Source organism: Flagellimonas amphidinii, from assembly GCF_013090115.1.
Lineage (GTDB): Bacteria > Bacteroidota > Bacteroidia > Flavobacteriales > Flavobacteriaceae > Flagellimonas > Flagellimonas amphidinii.
Genome location: NZ_JABFNN010000021.1, coordinates 95260 through 120733, shown reverse-complemented (window position 1 = coordinate 120733; position 25474 = coordinate 95260). Strand labels below are relative to the sequence as shown.

General features: G+C 40.8%; 17 protein-coding genes. 15 read left to right on the top strand and 2 right to left on the bottom strand.

All coding sequences use genetic code 11. From position 1 onward, the window contains the following. Positions 1 to 9: 9 nt before the first annotated feature. Positions 10 to 3159, bottom strand: coding sequence for a SusC/RagA family TonB-linked outer membrane protein (locus HJC33_RS01880; protein WP_246245460.1), 3150 nt, complete (start codon positions 3157 to 3159; stop codon positions 10 to 12). Positions 3160 to 3526: 367 nt separating this feature from the next. On the opposite strand from HJC33_RS01880, the gene HJC33_RS01875 reads away from it, so the two are divergent. From HJC33_RS01875 to HJC33_RS01810, 14 genes are all read left to right on the top strand, one after another. Next, positions 3527 to 4543 carry a GntR family transcriptional regulator gene (locus HJC33_RS01875; RefSeq protein ID WP_171657088.1) on the top strand — a complete coding sequence of 339 codons (1017 nt, stop codon included), beginning with the start codon at positions 3527 to 3529 and terminating at the stop codon, positions 4541 to 4543. 29 nt (positions 4544 to 4572) lie between these two features. Next, positions 4573 to 7773, top strand: a complete 3201-nt coding sequence (lacZ, locus tag HJC33_RS01870; protein ID WP_171657087.1) for a beta-galactosidase, LacZ type — start codon at positions 4573 to 4575, stop codon at positions 7771 to 7773. A gap of 43 nt (positions 7774 to 7816) precedes the next feature. Next, positions 7817 to 8953 carry a galactokinase gene (gene galK, locus HJC33_RS01865; RefSeq protein ID WP_313777724.1) on the top strand — a complete coding sequence of 379 codons (1137 nt, stop codon included), beginning with the start codon at positions 7817 to 7819 and terminating at the stop codon, positions 8951 to 8953. Next, positions 8938 to 9978: a UDP-glucose--hexose-1-phosphate uridylyltransferase gene (locus tag HJC33_RS01860; RefSeq protein WP_171657086.1), complete on the top strand. Its 1041-nt coding sequence runs from the start codon at positions 8938 to 8940 to the stop codon at positions 9976 to 9978. Before galK ends, HJC33_RS01860 begins: the two co-directional genes overlap by 16 nt. Positions 9979 to 10191: 213 nt before the next feature. Beyond that, positions 10192 to 11022, top strand: a complete 831-nt coding sequence (kduI, locus tag HJC33_RS01855) for a 5-dehydro-4-deoxy-D-glucuronate isomerase (protein WP_171657085.1) — start codon at positions 10192 to 10194, stop codon at positions 11020 to 11022. A 1-nt stretch (position 11023) separates the two neighbouring features. Beyond that, positions 11024 to 11788 carry an SDR family oxidoreductase gene (locus HJC33_RS01850; RefSeq protein WP_171657084.1) on the top strand — a complete coding sequence of 255 codons (765 nt, stop codon included), beginning with the start codon at positions 11024 to 11026 and terminating at the stop codon, positions 11786 to 11788. A gap of 12 nt (positions 11789 to 11800) precedes the next feature. Continuing rightward, positions 11801 to 13204 carry a glucuronate isomerase gene (gene uxaC, locus HJC33_RS01845; protein WP_171657083.1) on the top strand — a complete coding sequence of 468 codons (1404 nt, stop codon included), beginning with the start codon at positions 11801 to 11803 and terminating at the stop codon, positions 13202 to 13204. An 18-nt stretch (positions 13205 to 13222) separates the two neighbouring features. Then, the gene (locus HJC33_RS01840; protein ID WP_171657082.1) at positions 13223 to 14263 is read left to right on the top strand and encodes a sugar kinase; all 1041 of its coding nucleotides are present in this window, start codon (positions 13223 to 13225) and stop codon (positions 14261 to 14263) included. 8 nt (positions 14264 to 14271) lie between these two features. Further along, positions 14272 to 14943: a bifunctional 4-hydroxy-2-oxoglutarate aldolase/2-dehydro-3-deoxy-phosphogluconate aldolase gene (locus HJC33_RS01835; RefSeq protein WP_171657081.1), complete on the top strand. Its 672-nt coding sequence runs from the start codon at positions 14272 to 14274 to the stop codon at positions 14941 to 14943. Then, entirely contained in the window at positions 14944 to 15918 is a 975-nt protein-coding gene (locus HJC33_RS01830; RefSeq protein WP_171657080.1) for a TRAP transporter substrate-binding protein, read from the top strand. It abuts the gene before it with no gap. A gap of 6 nt (positions 15919 to 15924) precedes the next feature. Further along, a complete protein-coding gene (locus tag HJC33_RS01825) occupies positions 15925 to 16377 on the top strand; it encodes a TRAP transporter small permease (RefSeq protein WP_313777723.1) in 453 nt (150 codons plus the stop codon). Between the two features lies 1 nt (position 16378). Further along, a complete protein-coding gene (locus HJC33_RS01820) occupies positions 16379 to 17677 on the top strand; it encodes a TRAP transporter large permease (protein ID WP_171657079.1) in 1299 nt (432 codons plus the stop codon). A 12-nt stretch (positions 17678 to 17689) separates the two neighbouring features. After that, positions 17690 to 19141, top strand: coding sequence for a tagaturonate reductase (locus HJC33_RS01815; protein WP_171657078.1), 1452 nt, complete (start codon positions 17690 to 17692; stop codon positions 19139 to 19141). Positions 19142 to 19144: 3 nt separating this feature from the next. Then, entirely contained in the window at positions 19145 to 20749 is a 1605-nt protein-coding gene (locus HJC33_RS01810; RefSeq protein ID WP_171657077.1) for a UxaA family hydrolase, read from the top strand. Here HJC33_RS01810 and HJC33_RS01805 read toward each other — a convergent pair. Next, the gene (locus HJC33_RS01805) at positions 20746 to 21792 is read right to left on the bottom strand and encodes a LacI family DNA-binding transcriptional regulator (protein ID WP_171657076.1); all 1047 of its coding nucleotides are present in this window, start codon (positions 21790 to 21792) and stop codon (positions 20746 to 20748) included. The two genes, HJC33_RS01810 and HJC33_RS01805, sit on opposite strands and share 4 nt — an antisense overlap. A gap of 509 nt (positions 21793 to 22301) precedes the next feature. On the opposite strand from HJC33_RS01805, the gene HJC33_RS01800 reads away from it, so the two are divergent. Further along, positions 22302 to 25460 carry a SusC/RagA family TonB-linked outer membrane protein gene (locus HJC33_RS01800; RefSeq protein WP_246245459.1) on the top strand — a complete coding sequence of 1053 codons (3159 nt, stop codon included), beginning with the start codon at positions 22302 to 22304 and terminating at the stop codon, positions 25458 to 25460. The last annotated feature ends 14 nt before the right edge of the window (positions 25461 to 25474 follow it).

Here is a 25474-nt window from a genome sequence, read left to right as displayed (position 1 = left end):
ACAGCTAGTTTAAAATTTTAAAGTAAATCCAGTGTTGATAACTCTGGCTTGCGGATAAAACTGTCCACTGTTTACAGTGGATTCCGGATCATATATATCACTTTTGGCCCATGTAAGAACGTTGTTCGCACTTACATAAATGCTAAATCCTGCTAAACCAAAAGGTTCTAAAAGTTTTTCTGAAAAATCATAAGCTAATTGAATGTTTTTTAATCTGATATAATCTTTACTGAACAAGTAATAGGTATTGTTGCCAAAGCTTCCTCCAGTATAATACGTATCTCCCCTAGTAGCCAACCTTGGGTGAACACTGCTGGGATTGGTAATGCTCCAACGGTTGTCGAAAGAATATTTCAGATAATTTCCAATATCTCCAGATTCTGTTTGAATGGGCAATGAAGCTCCCGTGGCCCCTTGGAACAATACTGCAAGTTTAAAATTCTTGTACTCAGCATTAAAAGTGACCCCGAAGTTAAACTTGGGAACAATATTTTCCTCAAGTCTAACTTGGTCGTCCCCATTGATTACTCCATCGTTGTTCACGTCTTTGAATTTCATGTCACCTGGTCGTAAAGTTGGTGTTACCTCACTATAATCCAAAGTATTTGATGCAATATCTGCTTCATCCCTAAATACGCCATCGTATTCATACACCAAATACGCTCCAATTGGTTTCCCTTCCTGCAGTTGATAATCTGGTGCTCCTGGGACTTCATCCATAAAGACTACTTCGTTTTTGGCATAGCCTCCATTAAACCCTACATCCCATTTAAAGCCATCTTCACTGCCTCCGTAGTAGTTCAAGGCAAACTCAAATCCCTTGTTATCTACTTTTCCAGCGTTTACTGGTGGTAATAGGGATGCAATACCAGATGAACCTGGCGTAGATCCTGTTTCTTGTATCAAAATCTGATCTCTTCTATTGTAAAAATACTCAAAACCTACACTTAACTTATTATCAAAGAGATAAGCATCCAAACCTAAGTTATAGTTGTTAGCTCTTTCCCACGTAAAGTTGGGGTTTGCTAAAAGTGCTTCTTCAAGAGTATTCGCCACAGCTCCATTTATAGGAAATTGGTTTGGGGCGTATGTGGATAAATAGGCATATTCTTGAAGGGTCCCATCGAAAGTTACCTGATCATTACCCATTTGTCCATAAGAGCCTCTTAGCTTAAGATAATCAATAAATTTTACATTGAACCAATCTTCATTGGATACATTCCAACCGGCCAAAAAACCTGGAAAAAATCCAAATCTGTCAGATTCTGGAAAGATGTACGAACCATCATATCTCCATATAAATTCCGCCAAGTATTTTTGTTTGTAATCGTATTGTACACGACCATAGTACCCTAAACGTGTTCTATTGAAAGCACTACCATCCACAACAGTACCATCAGATCCTGCAAAAAAGAGTTGGTCTATTGAGGAAGAAATGAAGTTTCTTCCAAATGCTGAAAAGAACTCACCTTGAAAACGTTCCTTGGTAACACCGGCCATGATGTTTACGGTATGGTCATCCGCAAAAACACGATCATAATTTACTAAGGCGGTAAGATTCACATTTAGATTGTTGGCAGAAAGTTGTGTTAACCTTGGATCTGTGAAGCTGGAACGAATTGCAGCTTCAAGGATTGGTTCTCCAGTCGCCAAATAAGTATCTCGATCTAGTGAATAGAGCTCCCAAGGCACTTGCCATAATTTTCTTCTTCTATGGCTTTGGTCAATACCTGTTAACAGGGTCAATTTTAAACCCTCAATCCATGGTTGTGTAATGTCAACCGACCCAGTAAACTGTAAAAAATCTGTGGGTTGGCTGTCATATCCGGTGGCATTTGTAGTGATAACAACTGGTTGTTGACCATTTTCAATATCAGGTCCTGGTTCACCGGTAGGCCATATGGCCGGATCGGTAGGGCGACCACGCATAAGCATCCTGAAAATAGCTCCAGCCCCTTCAGTTGGGTAGCGTCTATCCTCTTTACGATATGCAAAACCTAATTTGGCGTTGATGTGCTCACTCACTTCAATATCGCTATTAATTCTAAAGTTGTATTGTTGATACCTAGTGGATGAATTCTTATAGTAGGCATCTTGGTCAAAATAACCAATTGATGAAAAGTATTTTACTTTTTCACTGCCACCTCTTATCGAAATGTTATGTCGACTTTGGTATGACCAATCTTTAAAAGTGGCATCAAACCAGTCTGTATTAGGGTATATCCAGGGGTCAGATGCTTGTGCGTAACCTTGCAAAGCTTCGGGAGAGAACGCAGCATTAACAGTTTCACTGGAACTTGGAATAGTATAGCTTCCAGAGTTATTAAATGAAGTCAGCGCACTTCCCCATTCATTAACTGGAATGTTGCTGTTGAATATTGTAATCTCGTTCATAATATTGGCATACTCACTGGCATTGGCCATATCCGGTATTTTTGTCGGTTGCGCCAATCCAAAATCTGCGGTATATGTAACCTCCGGTTTGCCTATTGTTCCTTGTTTGGTTGTTACAATAATAGCACCGTTTGCAGCACGTGCACCATAGATGGCTGCCGAAGCATCTTTAAGAACCGATATGTTTTCAATATCGGCGCCATTTAGTCTTCCAATACCGCCATCACGGTCAGGAATACCATCAATTACAATCAATGGACTGCTGTTCCCTAAGGTGTTGGTTCCCCGAATACTTATACTCGCAGCATCACTTCCAGGTTCTCCACTGGTTTGAATGACTACAAGACCGGGTAAACGTCCAGCAAGTGAGTTGGATACACTAATAGTTGGTGATTCCTCTAAAACAGCACCCTTAACAGCGGCAACAGCACCGGTCACGGTCGCTTTTTTCTGAGTTCCATAACCTACAACTACAACTTCATCCAAAGTTGAAAAATCTTGATCCATGGCCACATTTAAAGTGGTTTTGTTGTTCACGGAAACCACAACACTTTTAAATCCAACGTAACTAAATCTCAATGAAGTTGAACCTTCAACTCCTTGAATAGAATAGTTTCCGTCAAAATCTGTAATGGTACCCTTGGTCGGGTCGTTGGTATCCACTATGGAGACACCAGGTAAAGGTTGGCCATCTGAGGTGGCAGTTACTGTTCCTGATACAGTGATACCTTGGGCTTGCGCGGTGGAAAACAGTACTCCACCCATAAGCAAGATAAAGGTCAAAAAGACGCGATTATAAATTGCGCACTTCTTGTTTAAAAACAGAAAGTTGTTCATACAGTTAATGTTAGTTAATTAGTTAGATGCAAATAGCAGTATTCAAGATTAAGAATTCATTATAACAAAATCTATGATACATTGTGCTACTATGCGAAAATAATGTTAAATTTGATTTGTCAAAAATTCTGAGCACTTTTTTTTGATGATATGGCAAATATTGGCTCTAAAATTTGTGGGATAAGCGCAATAGTTATTAAATAATTTAATATTGATAGGTTTAACTTTGAAGATTTTTTTTGAATAAGCCCATTTCAAATTAGCGGGACTTATGTCTTTACCGATTAATGTTTATATGCCATTACTAGATAGAATACAGAATTTACAGGACAGTCATTCTCTGTCCAAACACGAAATACTTGTTCAAGGAATAGTAGAAACCATAGGGGATGAGGAGTTGTTGGTGGGAGATAGACTTCCTTCAATAAACACTATGGTCAAAGAAGTTGGTTATGCCAGAAAAACCATAGTTAGGGCATACGAAGAACTAAAGGTTAGAGGTCTGGTTGAATCTAAGGATAAACAGGGCTATTTTATAGTAAGCCAGGAAACAGGTGTTGTTTTGAGGGTAGCACTGCTTCTTTTTGCTTTTCAAAGTTTTCAGGAGGATTTTTATAATACTTTCAGGAATGAGTTAGGAGAAAAGTTTCAAGTTGATGTGTTTTTCCATCATAATAATATTTCAATTTTTGAGACCATGATTTCCAATTTGAAGGGTAAATATGGAATGTATGTAATTGCTCCAATACAGGATGATCGACTTAAGCCCTTACTACAGACTATTCCATCTAATAAGTTATTGTTGGTTGATAGATATTTGGATTTGGGGAGTGATTATTCCTACATAGCTCAAGAATTTGAGAACTCCACATATGGGTTTTTGGTGAAGCTTTTGCCAGAGGTCAAGAAATATAAGCAGATGATATTGCTGTTTAATCCAAAAACAGACTATTCTCCAATAGAGGTTAGAAACGCATTCGAAAAGTTCATTGAAGCCCATGGGGTAAAAGGTTGTGTGGAAGAGAAATATGCTCTTGGAACGCTACAAACCGATACCTTATATTTTGTTAAAAGTGACTCTACTCTCTGGAAATTCCTGAAGGACTGTACGCGTAAAAAATATGTGCTTGGCAAGGATTTGGGAGTGGTTTCATACGATGACAATGTATTAAAAGAAATCATTTTGGGAGGTATTACAACCATGTCCATCGATTTTAAGGAAATGGCAAAAATAGCTGCGAATCATGTTAAAAATGGAACAGAAACAAGGATGATAATTCCATCAAATCTTATTAGAAGAAATTCACTTTAAAAAGGATTGAATAATTCAACAAACAAAAAATGGGGGACAAAAAACAACTTATAGCTTTACTGACCGTTCTATCAAGCTTCATTTTAAATGCACAAAATTTACCAGATTGGGAAAACCCTAAGGTTATAGCAATAAATACAGAAGAACCACATGCTACTTTTTTGCATTATAATGAAAGCTCTTTGGAAACTCAGCAAAAAGATCTGCCCCATTATAAATTATTGAACGGAACATGGAAATTTTATTGGGCCCCCAAACCGTCCGATAGACCTGAAAATTTTTATGAAGAAGCCTATGATGTATCAAAATGGGACAATATAGATGTACCATCGGACTGGCAGATGCGGGGATATGGGTATCCAATTTATACAAATATGGATTATCCTTTTCCAAAAAATGCTCCATACATACCTCACGACAATAATCCGGTCGGGAGTTATAAACGAAGTTTCAATTTGGATAAAGAGTGGATTTCCAAACAAGTTTATGTGCACTTTAAAGGAGTCAATTCTGCATTTTATCTATGGGTAAATGGAAAAAAAGCGGGCTATAGTGAAGGGTCTAAAACCCCTGCGGAATTTGACATTTCAAAATTTGTGAAAGAAGGAAAAAATAGCATAGCGGTTGAAGTATATCGCTGGTGTGATGGATCCTATCTTGAAGATCAGGATTTTTGGCGTCTAAGCGGTATAGAACGTGATGTTGTCTTGTACGCAACCAATAAAATTGGATTCAAGGATGTTCGCTCCACTGCTACGTTGGAAACACCATCTTACGCTAAAGGAAAACTAAGTTTGGCAGTCTCGGTGAAAACTCTATTAGTAAAGCAAGATCTAACGGTTTTGGCCAAAGTTCTGGATGGGGACGAAGAAATTACCTCCCTTGAAGGAAAATTACAGAAAAATGGAGCGGAGATTTCAAATCTACTGTTGGAGACAACAGGTTTGAATATTACGCCTTGGTCTGCAGAAATACCAAAATTGTATGATTTGCATGTGGTTTTAAAGGATGAAAAGGGTAAACAATGGGATGCAACTAAAATCAAAATAGGTTTTCGAACTAGTGAAGTGAAAAATGGTCAACTTTTAGTAAATGGAAAGCCGGTATTATTAAAAGGTGTTAACAGACACGAACATGATCCAGTCAATGGCCATGTAGTTACCAAAGAAACCATGTTGGCTGATATCCAAAGCTTTAAAAAATACAACATCAATGCGGTTCGTACTTCGCATTATCCTAACGATCCGCTATGGTATTCACTTTGTGATCAATATGGCATTTATGTAATTGATGAGGCAAATATAGAATCACATGGCTACGGATATGGCAAAGGGGAAACTTTGGCGCAAGACCCTCAATTTGAAGAAATGCATTTAGATAGGATACAACGAATGGTAAAAAGAGATATCAATCATCCGTCCATTATCTTGTGGTCTATGGGGAACGAAGCGGGAAGTGGGAACAATTTTGTGATTCCATATAAATGGATACATAAAAATGATGCAAGTAGGCCGGTACACTATGAGCGAGCGGGCAGGGCAGGTGATAGCATCCATTATAAGGGGAGGATTACCGATGTGATCAGTTGGATGTACCATCATCAAGACGGAGTGACAAAAAGTTTTATTGAACAGGACAACAAAAGACCTTTAAATGAGCAACGCCCCTTTATTTGGTGTGAGTACAGTCATGCTATGGGCAACAGTAATGGAAACTTTAAGGATTATTGGAGCTGGATACGAAGCCAACCCAGGGCCCAGGGTGGATTTATTTGGGACTGGATGGACCAAGGATTGGAAAAAACCTCGGAAGATGGCGAAAAGTACTATGCCTATGGCGGTGATTTTGAACCGGAAAATGTCCACAATGATGAAAACTTTTGTGCCAATGGCCTAATGGCTTCCGACCTTACTCCGCATCCAGGCCTATTTGAGGTGAAAAAAGTGTATCAAAATGTGTTGTTTTCAAAAATAAATGATAGCACGTATGAAATTTTCAACGAGAATTTCTTTACTACCACAGAGCGATACGATTTTACCGCAACCCTATTGGAAAATGGAGTGAAAGTGGCGGACCTAAAATTGAAGGTGCCCTTCATAGCCCCTCAACAAACAGAAACCGTAACCATTGATTTTGAATATTCATTGGATCCATCCAAAGAGTATTTTATCAATCTATTTGCCATTGGCAATAGCGACCAACCCTTGCTCCCAAAGGGAGAGGTAATGGCAATGGAGCAATTTCAATTGAAAGGCGGTAAAACAACTTTTGAAGACTTCCTTGCCGAAGAGTTCAAAGTAAGGGCAAAAGCCTCCAAGGATAAAAAGAGGTATACTGTGGAAGTTGGAAGTTACACCTATGTGTTTGGCCAAGATGGTTTTGGATTGGATATGATGAAAAAAGATGGTGAGAATATCATGTTGGAACCTGCTAAAATGACCTTTTGGCGGGCACCCATTGACAACGATTTTGGTGCATGGAACTCGGAGAACCAAGAAAAAGAAGAGGTGGACTATTTTGGATACAGAACTGCAGCTGATGATAAAGAACTGATCGGTTTCGAGCACAGTAAGAACAAGAACGGCAGCCATACATTTACGTACCAATTCAATTACAAAAAATTAGAGGCAAAAAATACCATTGTCTACACGGTTTCCAAAAACGGAAGTTTGAAGGTTTCATGTAAGTTGTCCGCAGAAAATCCAGAAAAACTAAAGTACATGCCCCGGTATGGGATGGTCTTTGTATTGGATGACCAATACCAGAATGTCAAGTATTATGGTCGCGGGCCGATAGAAAACTATGTTGATAGAAAAACTGCGGCATTTGTTGGGCAGTACAAATCAAAAGTAAAAGACTTTTATGTTCCTTATATAAGACCTCAAGAAAATGGTAATCGTACAGATGTGCGTTACGCTTCTTTTACCAATGAAATTGGAACAGGTTTGAACTTTGCCTCCCAAAATTCCACTTTTTCATTTTCAGCCCATCATAATCCAATGTCAGATTTTGATTCGGGCTCCGATAAAAAGGAACAGCGCCATACTACCGACATTAAACCCAAGAAATCGGTATATCTTCATATTGACTATGGACAGACTGGAGTTGGGGGAGATGATAGCTGGAGTATGAACGGCCTCGCAAATGATGAATATAAACTAAATGTGTCCAATGCAGCCTATACATTTAGTATACGGCCAGAACAGATAGAACCTTCGTCGGACAGGTGATAAATGTCATTTCACGGGTTTATGATAATAGAATTATTACATAGTGCAAGAATTTAAAACAGACTTAGTGATCACTTCCCCCGGAAGGATCAATTTAATAGGGGAACATATAGATTACAATGATGGTTATGTTCTTCCCGCGGCAATAGACAAGTACATAACCTTTAAAATGAGTGTTAATGGATTGGACAAGCAGTGTAGGGTTCGTAGCAAAGGTTTTGGGGAAATGTTCCAAATAGATTTGGATTCAATTTCCAAGGGACCTAGCGGATGGAAAAATTATATTCTTGGTGTACTTGATGGATTATTACAGAAAACTGATAAACTCAGGGGCTTTGATTGTATCATTGAAAGCCACCTTCCCATAGGTTCTGGGGTGAGCTCTTCGGCGGCCTTGGAATGTGGGCTCGCATTTGGATTGAATGAGCTTTTTGGACTCGGTTTGAATAAATGGGAGATCATAAAACTCTCCCAGAAGGCAGAGCATGAATTTGTAGGGACCAAATGTGGCATCATGGACCAGTTTGCCTCGGTAATGGGGAAAAAGGACAATGCCATACTGCTGGATTGTAAAACTTTGGATTTTGAATACATTCCTTTGGATATTGAGCCCTATCTGATCTTGCTGCTGAATACCAATGTCACCCACAATCTGGCCACGGGAGAGTATAATATCCGAAGAAGTCAGTGCAAAGAAGGTCTGTCCATCGTCCAAAAACATTTTCAGGTAGGGACTTTCAGGAATGTGACCCAAGAGATGATCGAACATTGCAGGGCAGAAATGGGCCAAACAATCTACAACAGATGTTCATATGTTGTTGAAGAGAATTCAAGGGTTCTGGAAGCAGTCCAAGCAATACGAAGAACTGATTTGGAAGCATTTGGCCAATTATTGTACAAAACCCATGAAGGATTGAGCCAAAAATATGAAGTCAGTTGTCCTGAATTGGACTTTTTGGTGGATTTTTCAAAACAGTGGAAAGAAGTACTTGGATCTCGTATGATGGGAGGGGGATTTGGAGGTTGTACATTGAACATTGTTCACAAAGAAGCAGTTGATGACTATGTGGAACAGATTGGGGAGGCCTATAAAAAGAAATTCCTCATTGAACTATCGTCTTTTCAAACCGTTCCCAGTCAGGGGACCACAAAAATAGAAGAAGCATGGGCAAAGAATTAAGGAACATTCCACATAGAAGGTATAATATATTGACCGGGGAATGGATCTTGGTTTCCCCACACCGTACCAAAAGACCATGGCAAGGTAAACAGGAAAAAGTGACGCCCCAGATAAAGCCATCGTATGACAAGGACTGCTATTTATGTCCTGGAAACACAAGGGCAAGCGGGGTGACCAATCCAAAATATGAAGATGTCTATAGCTTTGTGAACGACTTTTCCGCCCTTTTAGAGACCACACCTATGGAGAGTTACAACGAGGGGTTGTTGCGGGCAGAAGCTGAAAAGGGAATTTGCAAAGTTGTTTGCTTTTCACCCAATCATTCCCTGACCTTGCCGTTGATGGAGGTAAGTGCCATTGAAAAAGTTGTTTCACTATGGCAAGAAGAATACCGGTTCCTTGGCAATAAGGAGGAAATCAACCATGTTCAGATTTTTGAAAATAAGGGAGATATAATGGGGTGTAGTAATCCGCATCCGCATGGACAAATTTGGGCACAAAGTTCAATACCACAAGAAGTAGTGAGGAAAACCAACCATCAAAAAGAACATTGGGAGCTACATCAAAGAAGTCTTTTGAGTGATTATTTAAAGCAAGAATTGGAAACTGGTGAGCGAATAATTTCCGAAAATGATGATTTTGTGTCTTTGGTACCCTTTTGGGCAGTTTGGCCGTATGAAGTTATGATTTTGCCCAAAACACATTATAATGACATAGCCCAGTTGAATAATTCAGAGCGGAGAGGTTTTGCACAAATGATTAAAACGGTAACAACTAAGTACGATAATCTCTTTCAAACATCTTTTCCTTATTCTTCTGGAATTCACCAAAGACCAACCGATGGTAAACAACATCCCGAGTGGCATTTCCACATGTCTTTCTATCCGCCATTGCTCCGATCTGCTACTGTAAAAAAGTTTATGGTAGGCTATGAGATGTTTGCCAGCCCGCAACGAGATATTACTGCAGAATTAGCTGCTGAAACTTTAAGAAACTTAGAAGAGGTGCATTACAAGTCAAAGTAGGAACATTAGGGTACATGTTTTTTTATGATTAATGATTTTAAACCTGTAGAGTCTTGTTTGAAAGTTTTACCCAAGTTCTTTAATAGTTATCCTTTCAAAAGTTAGGAAAATAGTAATCTGACCATAAAAATGTTGTCATTTTGATAAATTTTTTTGGCAATCTTCATAATAACACTATATTTGTGTAATCGATTACGCAAATACAATCCCAAGATGATAAAACACGAATTTAGATACGCTTCACATCCAGAAGATGCCAAGGCTTATGGAACGGAAGAATTAAGGAAACACTTTTTATTGAACACCCTTTTTGAGGATGATAAAGTCAATTTAACGTATTCCATGTATGATAGATATATTGTTGGAGGCGCCAAGCCTGTGGGCAAAGATTTAAAGTTGGAAACCATTCCTTATTTAAAATCGGAAAACTTTTTGGATCGCAGAGAAATGGGTATTGTCAATGTGGGAGGAAAGGGGTCAATTTCTATCGATGGAACTATTTATGAACTAGATAAAAAGGAGGCACTATATATAGGTAGAGGAGTAAAAGAGGTTATTTTTAAAGCAGGAGGCGGTGCTAAATTTTACATCAATTCTGCTCCTGCCCATCAAAGTTTTCCAACCAAAAAAGTTGGTAAGGAAAATGCTGAAATTATTGAGCTCGGTGATGAAAAATATGCAAACAAGAGAATACTGAATAAACTTATTGTGAATAGTATTGTTGAAACCTGTCAATTGCAGATGGGTATCACAGAATTGGTTAGTGGAAATGTATGGAACACTATGCCGGCTCATACACACGAACGAAGAATGGAGGCCTATTTTTATTTTGATTTGGAAGAAGGCCAGACCGTTTGTCATTTTATGGGGCAGCCTCAGCACACTAGACATATTTTCTTGGAAAATGACCAAGCAGTGCTTTCACCGGAATGGTCTATTCACTCTGGAGCAGGAACTAGCAATTATTCCTTTATTTGGGGCATGGCGGGTGAAAATCTAGACTATGGCGACATGGATGTGTGTCCTCCCAATAAACTTAGATAGTATGCAAGAGCAATTTAGCTTAGCTGGAAAAACAGCGTTGGTTACTGGTTGTAAAAGAGGTATTGGTTTTGCAATGGCAGAAGCTTTAGCAGAGGCAGGTGCTGATATTATTGGAGTTTCTGCTTCATTGGAGTCCAAAGAATCCAATATTGAAAAAAGAGTATTGGAAATTGGGAAAAAGTTTTCTGCATATCAATGCGATTTTTCAAATCGGAAATCTCTATATTCTTTTTTAGATTTGGTAGGAAAAGAACATCCAACCATCGACATTTTGGTAAACAATGCAGGAACCATTTTGCGAAAACCGGCCGTTGAACATCCAGATGAATATTGGGATAAGGTAATAGAAGTAAATTTAAATGCCCAGTTTGTGCTTAGTCGTGAATTGGGAAAGAAAATGGTGGAACGTGGAAGTGGAAAAATCATATTTACTGCTTCATTACTGACTTTTCAAGGCGGAATAACCGTACCTGGTTATGCTGCATCAAAAGGGGCTATTGGACAATTGACCATGGCATTATCCAACGAATGGGCATCAAAAGGAGTACAGGTAAATGCTATTGCTCCGGGTTATATCGCAACAGATAATACACAGGCTCTACGCGAAGATGAAAACCGTAGTGCTTCAATTTTATCTAGAATTCCTGCAGGAAGATGGGGAAAACCGGAAGATTTTAAAGGGCCAATCGTATTTTTAGCCTCAAAAGCAAGTAATTATATGAGCGGATCCATTTTAACTGTAGACGGAGGTTGGATGGGTCGATAACCATTTATGATCATGACAAAAACCAGTTTCATTTCCGAGAATTTTTTACTCAACAACCAATTTGCAGAGCAACTATACCATGAGTATGCTGCCAATTGTCCCATTATTGATTATCACTGTCATTTGCCTCCAGAGCAGATAGCTAAAAATCATGTTTTCGATAACCTGACCCAAGTCTGGATTTATGGGGATCATTATAAATGGCGTGCCATGAGAACCATGGGTGTGGACGAAAGCTTGATTACAGGCGATGCCAGTGACAAAGAAAAGTTCAAGGCGTGGGCGGGAACGGTTCCACATACGCTGCGAAATCCGTTGTACCATTGGACACATTTAGAGCTGAAGCGTTACTTCGATATTGATGAGCTGTTGAACAGTAACACTGCAGAAGAAGTTTACGAAGAAGCATCCACTAAATTGAGACGACCAGATTTTAGTTGTCAACATTTGATAAAGAATATGAATGTTGAGGTAGTGTGTACTACCGAGGATCCTACAGATACATTGGAACATCATAAAGCCCTTAAAGCAAATGGGTTTGGTGTTACCATCAGTACAGCTTTTAGGCCAGATAAGGCCATTCTTATTGGAAATGATGGATATACATCTTATTTGGAAAAATTATCCGATGTAAGTGGTGTGGAGATCAGTTCGTTTCAAACATTGTGTGAAGCACTTTCCAAAAGAATTTCATACTTTCACGCAACCGATTGCAGGCTTTCAGATCACGGGCTGAATTATATCCCATTTGTTCCTGCAACTTCGGAAGAAATTGAGGCTATTTTTTCAAAGCGTTTAGCAGGGAAAGAACTGTCACAAATGGATGAGGAACAGTTCCAAACAGCTGTCCTATTGTTTTTGGGAGCGCAGTATAACGAACACGGATGGGTACAGCAATTCCATTTGGGGGCCCTTCGTAACAATAATACCAGAATGAATCGCATACTTGGACCGGATACAGGGTGGGATTCCATGGGAGATTTTAAACAAGCCGAGTCATTATCAAAATATTTGGATGCCTTGGATAACAATAATCAACTGGCCAAAACCATATTGTACAATTTAAATCCAGCAGATAATGAGCTTTTGGCCTCTATGATCGGCAATTTCAATGATGGGTCTGTCAAGGGCAAGATGCAGTTTGGCTCTGGTTGGTGGTTTCTGGACCAGAAAGATGGTATCATTAAACAATTGAACGCCCTGTCGAACATGGGCCTATTAAGTTGTTTTGTCGGAATGTTAACGGATTCCAGGAGTTTTCTGTCCTACCCAAGACACGAATACTTTAGGAGGGTATTGTGCAATCTGTTGGGGGAGGAAATGAAGAATGGCGAGCTGCCCAATGATATGGAACTCGTGGGAAATATGGTAGCGAACATCTGCTACAACAATGCAAAGGAATATTTTGAATTTTAAATAAATCAAATAACTTCAATGAAAAAAGTAGTGACCTTTGGGGAGATTATGTTGAGATTGGCTCCCCCGGGATTTTTGAGATTTTCGCAGGCCAACAGTTTTGATGTGGTCTATGGGGGAGGCGAGTCCAACGTAGCGGTATCGTTGGCCAACTATGGCCTGGACGTGGACTTTGTGACCCGTTTGCCCAACAATGATATCGGTCAATGTGCACTGATGGAGATGCGCAAAAGAAATGTGGGCACAGGACACATTGTCTTTGGTGGGGACCGACTTGGTATCTACTTTTTGGAGACCGGTGCGGTCAGTAGGGGCAGTAAGGTGGTGTACGATAGGGCCGGTTCGGCCATGGCCGAGATAAAACCTGGCATGGTCGATTGGGAAAAAGTTTTTCAGGGAGTGGAATGGTTCCATTGGACCGGAATCACCCCTGCCATTTCGCAAGGGGCTGCGGATGCATGTATAGAAGCGGTCAAGGTTGCCAGAAAAATGGGCGTTACCATATCAACAGACTTGAATTATAGGGCAAAATTATGGAAATACGGTGGTGATAGGGAGGCCATCATGACGGAGCTTACCTCATACTGCGACATTATTTTGGGCAATGAGGAAGATGCAGAGAAACACTTTGGCATAAAACCAGAAGGTCTGGACATCACCACACAGGGAGAACATGTGAAGGCCGAGGCGTTTTTATCCGTATGCAAACAGATGATGAAAAAATTCCCCAATGCGAAAAAGGTGATCACCACTCTGCGCGGTTCCCTTTCCGCTTCACACAATACATGGGCAGGAGTCCTTTATGATGGGGAGACCATGTTCAAGTCCAGGGAATATCAGATTACGCACATCGTGGACCGTGTCGGTGGCGGTGATTCCTTTATGGGAGGTTTGATCTATGGACTGCTGACATGGGGCGATGATGACCAAATGGCATTGGATTTTGCCGTAGCGGCATCATGCCTGAAACATACCATTAAGGGCGATGCCAATCTGGTCACTGTTCCAGAAGTTGAAAAATTAATGGGAGGGGACGCCTCAGGAAGAGTATCAAGATAATAAGCACTATGGCAAAGTATTCAAGATTGGAAGTGGCACATACCATGCAGGAGACCGGAATGGTGCCCTTGTTCTACCATCCCGATGTGGAATTGGGGAAAAAAGTGCTCAAGGCATGTTACGATGGCGGAGCAAGATTGTTGGAGTTTACGGCCCGGGGCGATTTTGCCTTTGAGGTTTTCTCACAGCTGAACAAATATGCCACATCGGAATTGGACGGAATGATCATGGGCGTTGGATCCATAACGGATGCCGCTGCCGCTTCTCTCTTTATCCAAATGGGAGCCAACTTCATTGTCACCCCTTCACTACGTGAAGATATTGCGGTCACATGCAATCGTAGAAAGATTATGTATTCCCCTGGCTGTGGAAGTCTTACAGAGATCAACAGGGCAGAGGAGCTGGGCGTGGAGGTCATAAAATTGTTCCCAGGTTCAACGTATGGGCCAGGTTTTGTGAAGGCCATCAAAGGGCCACAGCCTTGGACGAGCATTATGCCGACAGGCGGTGTAAGTACAGAGGAAAACAACTTAAGGGCTTGGTTCGATGCCGGGGTGACCTGCGTTGGCATGGGCTCTAAATTGATATCAAAAGATATATTGGCCAATAAGGACTATAAAGGCCTCCAGGACAAGGTACAGGAAACCTTGTCTCTTATAAAAAATATCCGAAAACCCTAAATGAGGTATAGACTGTTCACATATTTGTTTCCAATTCTCCTATTGTTGGGTTGTGGCCAAGAAGAGGTAAAGGTCTTAAAATTGGCCCATGGACTGGACGTCAACCATTCCGTGCACAAGGCCATGGTGAAAATGGGTGAGGACCTGGAACGTATTTCCGGTGGAAAGATGACCGTTGAGGTCTACCCGAGCCAGCAATTGGGCACTGAACGGGAATGTCTGGAACTGTTACAGATAGGAAGTTTGGATATGACCAAGGTTTCTGTCGGGGTGATGGAAAACTTTGCCCCGAAAATGAAAGTCTTGGGACTTCCCTTTATTTTTAGGGACAGACAGCATTCATTCGATGTATTGGACAGTGAAATTGGTCAACAACTTTTGGACGGGGGACGACAGTATTGGTTAAAGGGACTGGCATACTATGATGCTGGGAGCAGAAGTTTTTATACCAAGCAGAAACCTATTGAAAGTCCTTCGGATTTAGAGGGAATGAAGATTAGGGTGATGGAGAGTGTAACAGCAATGGACATGGTCAGAAGCCTAGGCGGTTCGCCCACCCCTATTTCATGGGGAGAGCTCTATACATCATTGCAGCAAGGAGTTGTTGACGGTGCCGAAAACAATCCGCCAAGTTTTTATCTGTCAAGACACTACGAAGTCTGTAAATATTATGCCTTGGATGAACATACCACTTTGCCAGATGTGCTGGTAATGGGAACCCAGACATGGGATATTCTATCGGAACAAGAGCAGAAATGGCTCAAAGAAGCGGTGGATCTCTCGGTGGTCTACCAGAGAAAGCTATGGGCTGAATCCGAAAAAGAGGCATTGGATGCGGTAATCGAAGCAGGTGTGGAGGTAATCAGACCCAGTAAGGAAGAGTTTATGGAGAAGGTAGATGGGATTTATGGAGAGTATAGGGAAAGTGAGCCGGAGCTGTACAAAATCATCCAACAAATAAGAAACACCAAATAAAAAAAGGTGAGAAAACGAATAGATCTTATTCTAGGAAAAGTGTTGGCCATAATCATGGGGGTTATGGTGGTCAATGTGCTATGGCAGGTGGGCAGCCGATACCTGGTTGGAGAACCCAGCTCTTTTACAGATGAACTGGCAAGATACCTGATGATCTGGGTAGGTGTTTTGGGAGCGGCCTATGTTTCGGGAAGACAGATGCACGTGGCCATAGATGTGTTCCAGACCCGATCTGGTAAAAAGACCCAGCGAAGGATGAAAAGGATCGTATATCTGTTGATTATACTTTTTGCCCTTTTTGCCATGGTGGTTGGGGGCAGCAGGTTGGTATATATAAGTTATCTATTGGGACAAAGGTCCCCTGCACTACAGATACCTCTAGCGTTGGTCTATATTGTGATTCCCTTGAGTGGGCTGTTGATAATCTATTACAAGTTGAACGATTTTTTAAAAAGCTGATATGGTCGATTATATTCCGGTATTGGTATTGGTAATAAGCTTTGTGTTCTTCCTTTCCATTGGTACGCCTGTGGCCTGGAGCATTGCCCTTTCTTCATTGTTGACGATGTTGGTGAGCATTCCTGTTTTACCGGCCTTGACCACGGTCTCGCAAAGAATGGCCACAGGGCTTGACAGTTTTGCGCTCTTGGCGATACCCTTTTTCGTATTATCGGGACAATTGATGAACAAGGGAGGGGTTGCCCATCGGCTCATAGCCTTTGCCAAAACCTTAGTAGGTGCCCTACCGGGAGGTCTGGCTTTGATCAATGTAATAGCTGCTATGTTGATGGGAGCCATAGCGGGCTCCGCAATGGCATCTGCCTCCGCCATGGGCAGTATTCTTGGACCGGAAATGGAAAAAGAAGGTTATTCAAAAGAGTTTGGTGCGGCCGTCAATATCACCTCCAGTACCACAGGTCTGATCATACCCCCGAGCAATGTACTCATCGTATATTCGTTGGCCAGTGGAGGGGTATCCATTGCCGCATTGTTTTTGGCAGGTTATATCCCAGGAATCATTACAGGTTTATTTTTGATGATCGTGGCCATGATATGGGCCAAAAAGAAAAACTATAAGACTGGAAAGCGAAGTAGCCTTGGAGAGGTGGGAAAGACATTTGTGGATGCTGTTCCAAGCTTATTGTTATTGGTTGTGGTCATCGGGGGAATCGTGTCTGGGATTTTCACGGCCACTGAGGCTTCGGCAATCGCGGTTTTGTACTGTTTGGTGCTCGGTTTTATCTACAGGGAGATCAAATGGAAGAACCTACCAGGGATTTTATTGGATTCTTCGGCCACCACGGCCATTGTAATGCTGTTGATTGGAGCTTCCATGAGCATGTCCTGGGTCATGTCTTACGAAAACATCCCCCAGGATATCAGCACGACACTGTTGGCCCTGAGCGATAATCCCATCATCATTTTATTGATTATTAATCTATTGCTGTTATTTGTGGGGATATTTATGGATATGACACCGGCAGTTTTAATCTTTACCCCCATATTTTTGCCCATTGTGACCGCCCTTGGCATGGACCCCATCCATTTTGGAATAGTGATGGTGCTCAATCTATGCATTGGACTGTGCACACCACCGGTGGGATCGGTGCTGTTCGTTGGGGTGGGAATTGCCAATACTACCATAGAAAAGGTGGTAAAACCATTGGTGCCCTTGTTTTTGGCGATGATCGTGGCATTGTTCCTGGTCACCTATTTTCCGCAACTGACCCTTTGGTTACCTAAAGTTTTTGGAGTTTAATACACATCTTTTATGGATTTGCTAAATAGAAGTACGCAAACATTACCGACAAAGCGACCTATCAAGATCGTACAGTTTGGGGAAGGGAATTTTCTTCGGGCATTTGTGGATTATGCATTTTATGAATTGAACGCAAAAAGTGATCTTAATGCTGGAATAGCAGTGATACAGCCCATAGACCGTGGTCTGGTGTCCATGCTGAATGAACAGGATGGATTGTACACCCTGTTTTCAAAAGGTGTCATGGATGGTGAGGAAATCATCGAAAAACACTTGGTGGATACCATTGTGAAAGGAATCGACCCCTATGCTGGATTTGATGATTATATGGCATTGGCAAAGGAGGAAGAGCTTGAATTTATCATCTCAAATACCACTGAGGCAGGTATCGCATTTGATGAAAATGACACAGTGACCATGCAACCTCCAAATTCGTTCCCGGCTAAGCTGACAGTACTGCTTTATGAGCGCTTCCGTTACTTTAAAGGAGCCCATGATAAAGGGTTGACCATTATTCCCTGTGAATTGATCAATTACAATGCGGATACTTTAAGATCTATTATTTTAAAATATGCCCAACTCTGGAATTTGGGAAATGAATTTACAGAATGGGTGGATACTGCCAATAGTTTTCACAACACATTGGTAGATCGTATTGTTCCAGGTTATCCCAAGGATGAAATAGAAGCCTACAATGCCCAATTGGATTACAAGGATAACCTTATCGTTACATCTGAGGTTTTCTTCCTTTGGGTGATAGAAGGTGATGAGGCGCTAAAAATAAAACTGCCCTTTCATAAGACCGATCTAGATGTCAAGATCGTCGAGGACATGCAACCCTATCGAACAAGGAAGGTACGCATCCTAAATGGGGCGCATACCAGTATGGTCCCTTTTTCTATGCTCTTTGGCAATGAAACAGTAAAGCAAACGGTCGACAATGGTTTTACTGGAAAATTTGTGTCCGATGCCATTTTTGAAGAAATCATACCCACTTTGGAGTTGGATAGACAAGAGTTGGAAGACTTTGCCCATGCCATTTTGGACAGGTTCCGAAACCCATTTATAAAACATAAACTGACAAGTATTGCCCTGAATTCCATTTCAAAGTTCAAGGTGCGTGTATTACCAAGTTTATTGCAATATCAAAAGGAAAAGGGAATGTTGCCGTTACGTTTGACCTTTGCTTTAGCATGTTTGATTCGATTTTACCGGGGAGAATGGAACAATGTTCAGCTTCCGGTAAATGATGACCCGTCCATAATGGAATATTTTAATAAAGTATGGTCGAAAAAAAATGTTGATGGAGTTGTGTCCGAAGTGCTTTCCAATGAAAAGTTCTGGGATGCAGATTTGACCAAGGTTGCCGGATTGGAAAATACAGTGGCCAAAGCCCTTGGACTCATTGAAGAAAAAGGAATTGAAAAAGGATTTGAAGCATACCAGACAGGTCTATTTGTTTAGGAAATGAGAAAGTTGATAAAAGTACATCCAGACGATAATGTTGCTGTTGCACTGACCGATTTGGCCAAAGGTGAGGAAATTCTTTTTGAAGGAGAGACCATTGTACCCTTGTCGGATACAAAAGCAAAACATAAGATAAGTTTGGCAGACCTTTCCGAGGGCGACAAAATTATGATGTACGGAGTGCTTGTGGGCAAAACAACTTCCAAAGTTGATAGGGGCGGATTGTTGACCGTGGAAAACATGAAGCACCAAAGCTCCAAGACCACACATAAAACATCGGAGTTTAATTGGTCACCTCCAAATGTTTCCAAATGGAAGGATAGAACTTTTCTTGGATATCATAGGGCGGACGGACAAGTGGGGACAGAAAATATTTGGTTGTTCTTTCCACTGGTATTTTGCGAAAACAAAAACATAGAAAGGCTCAAGGAAGTTTTTGAAAAAGAGCTTTACATAGAAGAAATCAGTGAACAGCGACAATTGCTCAGGGGATTGATTGGGAATGCTACTGAGGTTCAGGAAAAACAACCCAAAAAATCCATCTTTGAAAATGTTAAGGTGAAGTTCATTACCCATCAGGGAGGGTGCGGTGGCATTCGGCAAGACTCTGAATTGCTGGCCAAGTTGTTGGCAGGTTATGTGAACAACCCCAATGTTGCAGGGGCCACGGTCTTGAGTTTGGGATGCCAGAACCTCCAGATTAATATTTTTAAAGAAGCCCTTGAAAGCATCAACCCGAACGATACAAAACCTGTGCTGATCTATGAGCAACAGCAAATGGGTACGGTGGAGAACATGCTGAACACCGTCATCAAGGATTCGTTTTTGGCCATCAAGGAAGCTAATGAGATCAAGAGGGCACCGGCACCTTTATCCAAAATAAAATTGGGATTGGAATGTGGTGGTTCTGATGGTTTTTCTGGTATTTCGGCCAATCCAACTTTGGGTCATGTCTCCGATGTCCTGACGGCTCTTGGTGGTTCGCCGATCTTGTCGGAGTTTCCTGAGCTTTGCGGGGTGGAACAAGAATTGGTCAATCGATGTGTGGAAAATGAAAAAGCGGAGAAATTTCTACACTTGATGCAGGCCTATGAAAAATCAGTGGTGGATGCAGGTTCTGGGTTCGATATGAACCCATCCCCGGGAAACATCAAGGATGGACTGATCACGGATGCCATGAAATCTGCAGGAGCTGCAAAAAAGGGAGGAACATCACCGGTGGTCGATGTTCTGGACTATGCGGAATATGTTTCCAAGCCGGGCCTCAATCTTTTGTGTACCCCGGGAAATGACGTTGAAAGCACGACCGGAATGGTAGGTTCTGGGGCAAATATGGTTGTTTTTACAACCGGATTGGGAACCCCTACCGGAAACCCGATTGCCCCAGTGATCAAAGTAAGTTCCAATACGGCTTTGGCAGAAAAAATGCCAGATATCATAGATGTGGATACAGGATCGGTAATTCGTGGTGAAAAATCAATTGAAGAGATGGGCAATGAATTATTGGAGTATTTGATAAAAGTGGCGAGCGGGGAGCTGATCGCAAAGGCAGACCTCTTGCAACAAGATGATTTTATTCCTTGGAAACGTGGAGTCTCTCTCTAAGATTTCACCTTTTTTTGTTTTGTCGTCAATCGAGATGAAGAATCTCTGGTCAGCAGAGTAGGGGAAAGAATTACATTTTTCTCTATTCTCATTTTAGAAGTATCGCTCACTTGCTCTAAAAACACCCTGGCTGCCATTTTTCCCATTTCCCTTGGCGCTTGGTCTATGGAAGAGATAGATGGTTGCATAAACTGAGTAAAAGGTTCGTTACTAAAACCGACAAGACTTACATCTTTTGGAATATCGTACCCTTCTTGACTCAACCATTTGAATACTCCTAGAGCCGCATGGTCTGTTGATGAAAATATAGCATCGGGTGGATTATCCAGTGTCATCAATGTTTGTGCAGCTTGTTTCCCTTCTTCAATATCACTTTTGAGAGCTATAACCAGATTTTCATCATAAGCAAGATTGTTCTCAAGCAATGCTTGTTTGTAACCAGCCAATCTCTGAATATAGATTCCGATAGAACCTTCAACTGTTAAATGCGCAATCCGCTTGGAACCTTGGTCGACAAGATGTTGTGTAGCTTCGTAAGCACCCTGAAAGTCATCTATGGTAACAGAACTTACACCTTTGAGCTCCTTTTTTCTATCAAAGAAAATCAAGGGAATATTTTTTTTCAAAACTTGCTCAAAGTGCTTATTGGTCTTTGTGAAACGAGCAAGAGAAATTAGTATTCCTTCTACCTGTGCGTTAAGCAAATTTAATATGGTATCCACTTCTCTCTCCTCGGTATCGTGAGTTTGACAAATAATGACATGATACCCTTTGGGGTAGAGTTCATCCTCAATTCCCCGAATAACATTTGAGAAGAAGTTTCTATTGATATAGGGGACTATTACACCTATGATATTGCTCTTGCCAATTTTCAAGGCCTGAGCCAATTTATTGGGCTCATAATCCATTTCCCGTGCCGTTTTAAGTACTAGCTCTTTAGTAGCTTTTCCTATCCTGGCATTATTATTAAGAGCTCTTGATACTGTTGCAGCTGTTATATTGAGTTTTTTGGCAATATCGTAGATGGTGGTTTTTTTCTTCATGGTCTAAAATTAAGCCAAATAGGCATAAAGTACACAATATAATCATTTTGTGTTATCGATTACATATTTATCTAATTAAAGATTAAAAGAGTGCCTTTACTTGGTGATTTGCTAATATAAAATAGCATGTTTTTTGAAATAGATATATTATCAGCTCTTTTTTTGTTAAAATACCATTTTTTTTCTAAAAAAATTTTCTAATGATTTATTTTATTCATATCATTGCGTAATCGATTACATTGTATTGGTGATCTATGTCTATTTTCAGCTCAACACCTTTGTTTTCGATATAATTGCTGACAACAAGCGTGAAATCATAAATGCAGACCTAGCGAATTTTGAGTGCCTATCCGTAAAAGAGATGCGCGAAACTTATTGGTGAATTTAAAAGGTCAATTAGATATAAATGAACTTTCCCTTTAGTCGGTGGTTATAATAGCACTGGACAAATGAAAAATGTCAGATAAACTAAATGCACAAATTAACTAAACCTAATGCAATTCAGAATTATGATTAAAACTAGATTAATGGAGCCAATACCCTTAAAATGGGTATGTCTGTTGGTTTTGGCATTCTGCCTGTTAGTCACAGGGAATGTTTTTGGCCAACAAGGCTCAACAGTGACGGGTACTATTTATGATGGAGCGCTCAACAATCCACTACCAGGAGCCAATATTGTAGAAAAAGGTACCACTAATGGAACTCAAACAGATTTTGACGGAAACTACACCTTGACACTGACTACAGACAATGCGACTCTGATAGTAAGTTACATCGGATTTTCCACTTTAGAGGTGCCCGTAGGAGGGCAAACACAGGTAAACGCCACTCTTCAGGAAGATGCGCAAAGTCTTGATGAAGTGGTAATTGTAGGTTATGGAGCTGTAAAAAAATCGGATTTAACAGGAGCGATAGCAAGTGTTGATTCTGAGTCGTTGACAGAACGTAATTTCACCAATCCATTGGAATCAGTGCAAGGTAACATTGCTGGTGTCCAAATTTCGAACAGCACGGGAAGGGTCGGAGATGGCTTTGATATTCAGATAAGGGGGCAGTCCTCATTTTTGGATAGTGGTAGCCCTTTGTTCGTGGTAGATGGAGCGCCTGTTAATGACATTGATTTTCTAAACCCTCAAGATATTGCTCAGATAGATATCTTAAAGGATGCTTCTTCAACTGCTATTTATGGTTCAAGGGGTGCTAACGGGGTGGTAATTGTAACAACAAAGAGTGGTGCCACCGCTAAAGGAGGGTTCAACGTGAACTTTGATTCCTTTGTTGGTATAAAAGAAGTTGCCAGATTGCCAGAGTTAATGGATGGTCCTACATGGCAGTATTATCATGAGTCTGCTTATTTTGCTACAATAGGTGGAGACCCACTGGATATCGATGCCGCACAATTGGAAGGTACAGTAATCGGTAGTGCCAACTCGGTGCTTAGAAGACGATTTGATGCAAACCAAACTTTTGATTGGTATGATGCTGTATTGCGAAGTGCTATTCAGCAAAACAATTATTTGAACATTAATGGAAGGTCTGAAAATGGAGTGGCTTATAACTTAGGATTGGGCTATCAACATGAAACAGGTAATGTGCTCAATGAAGAATTGGACAAGTATACATTGAAGACAGGGTTAAGTCACAATGTAAATGACAAGTTCTCTTTTGGAGCAAATATAACCGTTACCCAAACAATCAATGAAAGAGGAAGTAGTCAGGCAATGCGAGATGCATTCCGATTAAATCCATTTTTAAGTCCATATGCAGTTGACGACGCTGGCAATGAAACGGATGAATTATTTGAGCAGCCAGGTAAATTGGTATTTCCAACATCCGGTGATTTTGCCATCAACAAGACGAGTACTTATAACCCATTGCTGCAAATTGCAAATTCTTCAGACGAAATCAGAAGATTCAATGTAGTGGGCAATGTATTCATGCAATACAATTTCTTGGATTGGTTATCTTTTAAGACTACGTTGTCTTCAGGGTTTGATAACAGGAGAAGAGGTAGGTCTTGGGGAGCCATGACCAATGAAGGAATCAGCAATGATAACCAGCCTCTTGCGGATTTAGAAAAAACAAACACGTTTAATTACACTTGGGACAATCAAATAGATATTACGAAGACATTCAATGATGACCATAACTTTAAGTTTTTGATTCTTCAAAGTATTTTCTCAGAACGAATTGAATCCAGCTTTGAATCAGCGCGTAACCTTTCCTTTGAAAGCGAATTTTATAATCTAGGTTCTGGGGCACAATCCACTTTTCAGGTGAATTCGGCTTTCTTGGAGGAAACATTGTCTTCTTACGCACTAAGATTGAACTATGATTACAAAGGAAAGTATTTCTTGACCTTGTCCAACAGATGGGATGGTTATTCACTATTTAGTGATGGTAACAAATGGGATTCCTTTCCATCGGCCGCTGTTGCGTGGAGAATTTCAAGCGAAGATTTCATAGGGGATAATAGCGCCATCTCTAATCTTAAGCTAAGAGCTAGTTATGGTTTTACGGGAAACAATGCCTTTGATAGGGATGATTTTCCTTATCCAACACTTAATATTTTAAATAATCAATTGTTCTATGATTTGGATGGAGCGGTTTCAGGATTCGTTCCATCTGCTTTGGCTAATTCTGGTTTAACATGGGAAAAGACCAAAGAATGGAATGTTGGTTTGGATTTTGGATTGTTCAATAATAGGGTCAACGGTAGTGTTGATGTCTACAATCGTCTATCTGAAGACGTTATCTTCGGAAGAGAACTTCCCGTAGAAGTAGGTGTGGACGGTGGTATTTTGGATAATGCAAGTTCAGTAAGAAATAAAGGAATTGAAGCAGTCCTTAATACAAGAATCGTTGATACTGATATGGTATCATGGGACGTTACAATGACCTATACCAATAATACCAATACCATTGAGTCCATCAATGGACAGACGGAGATTGATGACATTGGTAATGGTCTCTTCATTGGAGAATCCATCGGGGTAAGAGGTGAAAATGGAAACCGTTCCAACTATAACTATGTTTTTGATGGTATTTGGCAAGCTGATGAAAGAGATGAAGCCGCTTCATTTGGACAAACGGAAGGGCAAGCGAAAGTTAAAGACATTAATGGCGATGGAGTAATTGATCCAGATGATGATAGAGTTATCCTTGGGTCTGTAGATCCAGATTGGACAGGTAGTCTTTTTACAAGGTTGAGAGTCGGTAATTTTGACGTTTCTGCTTCGGTTATTGGAACTTTTGGGGTGTTTACACGCAGCCCTTGGTTGGATAACTTTACCGATACTCGTGATAGAGGTCGCCAAAAGGCAGACATATCGTGGTATGTTCCAGAAAATGGCGCCGGTTTGCCTGCTCAATTCTCCAACGAATATCCGCAACCTAGGAATCAAGGACAATACTGGAGAAATGACGAAGTGGGATATTATGCGGATGTTGATTTTGTAAAAGTCAAAAACATTGCAGTAGGTTATAACTTCAAGAACAGCGTATTGGATAAGTTCAAATTGAAGGGACTCAGAGTCTATGCCAATGTATTGAACCCGTTTGTCTTTACCGACTATATGGGATATGACCCAGAAACGGCAAGTGCATCATTGGGTGTAGGCCGGGTTGCCACTGTTACGTACCAATTAGGATTGAATGTTAAACTATAAATTGCTGTGAATAT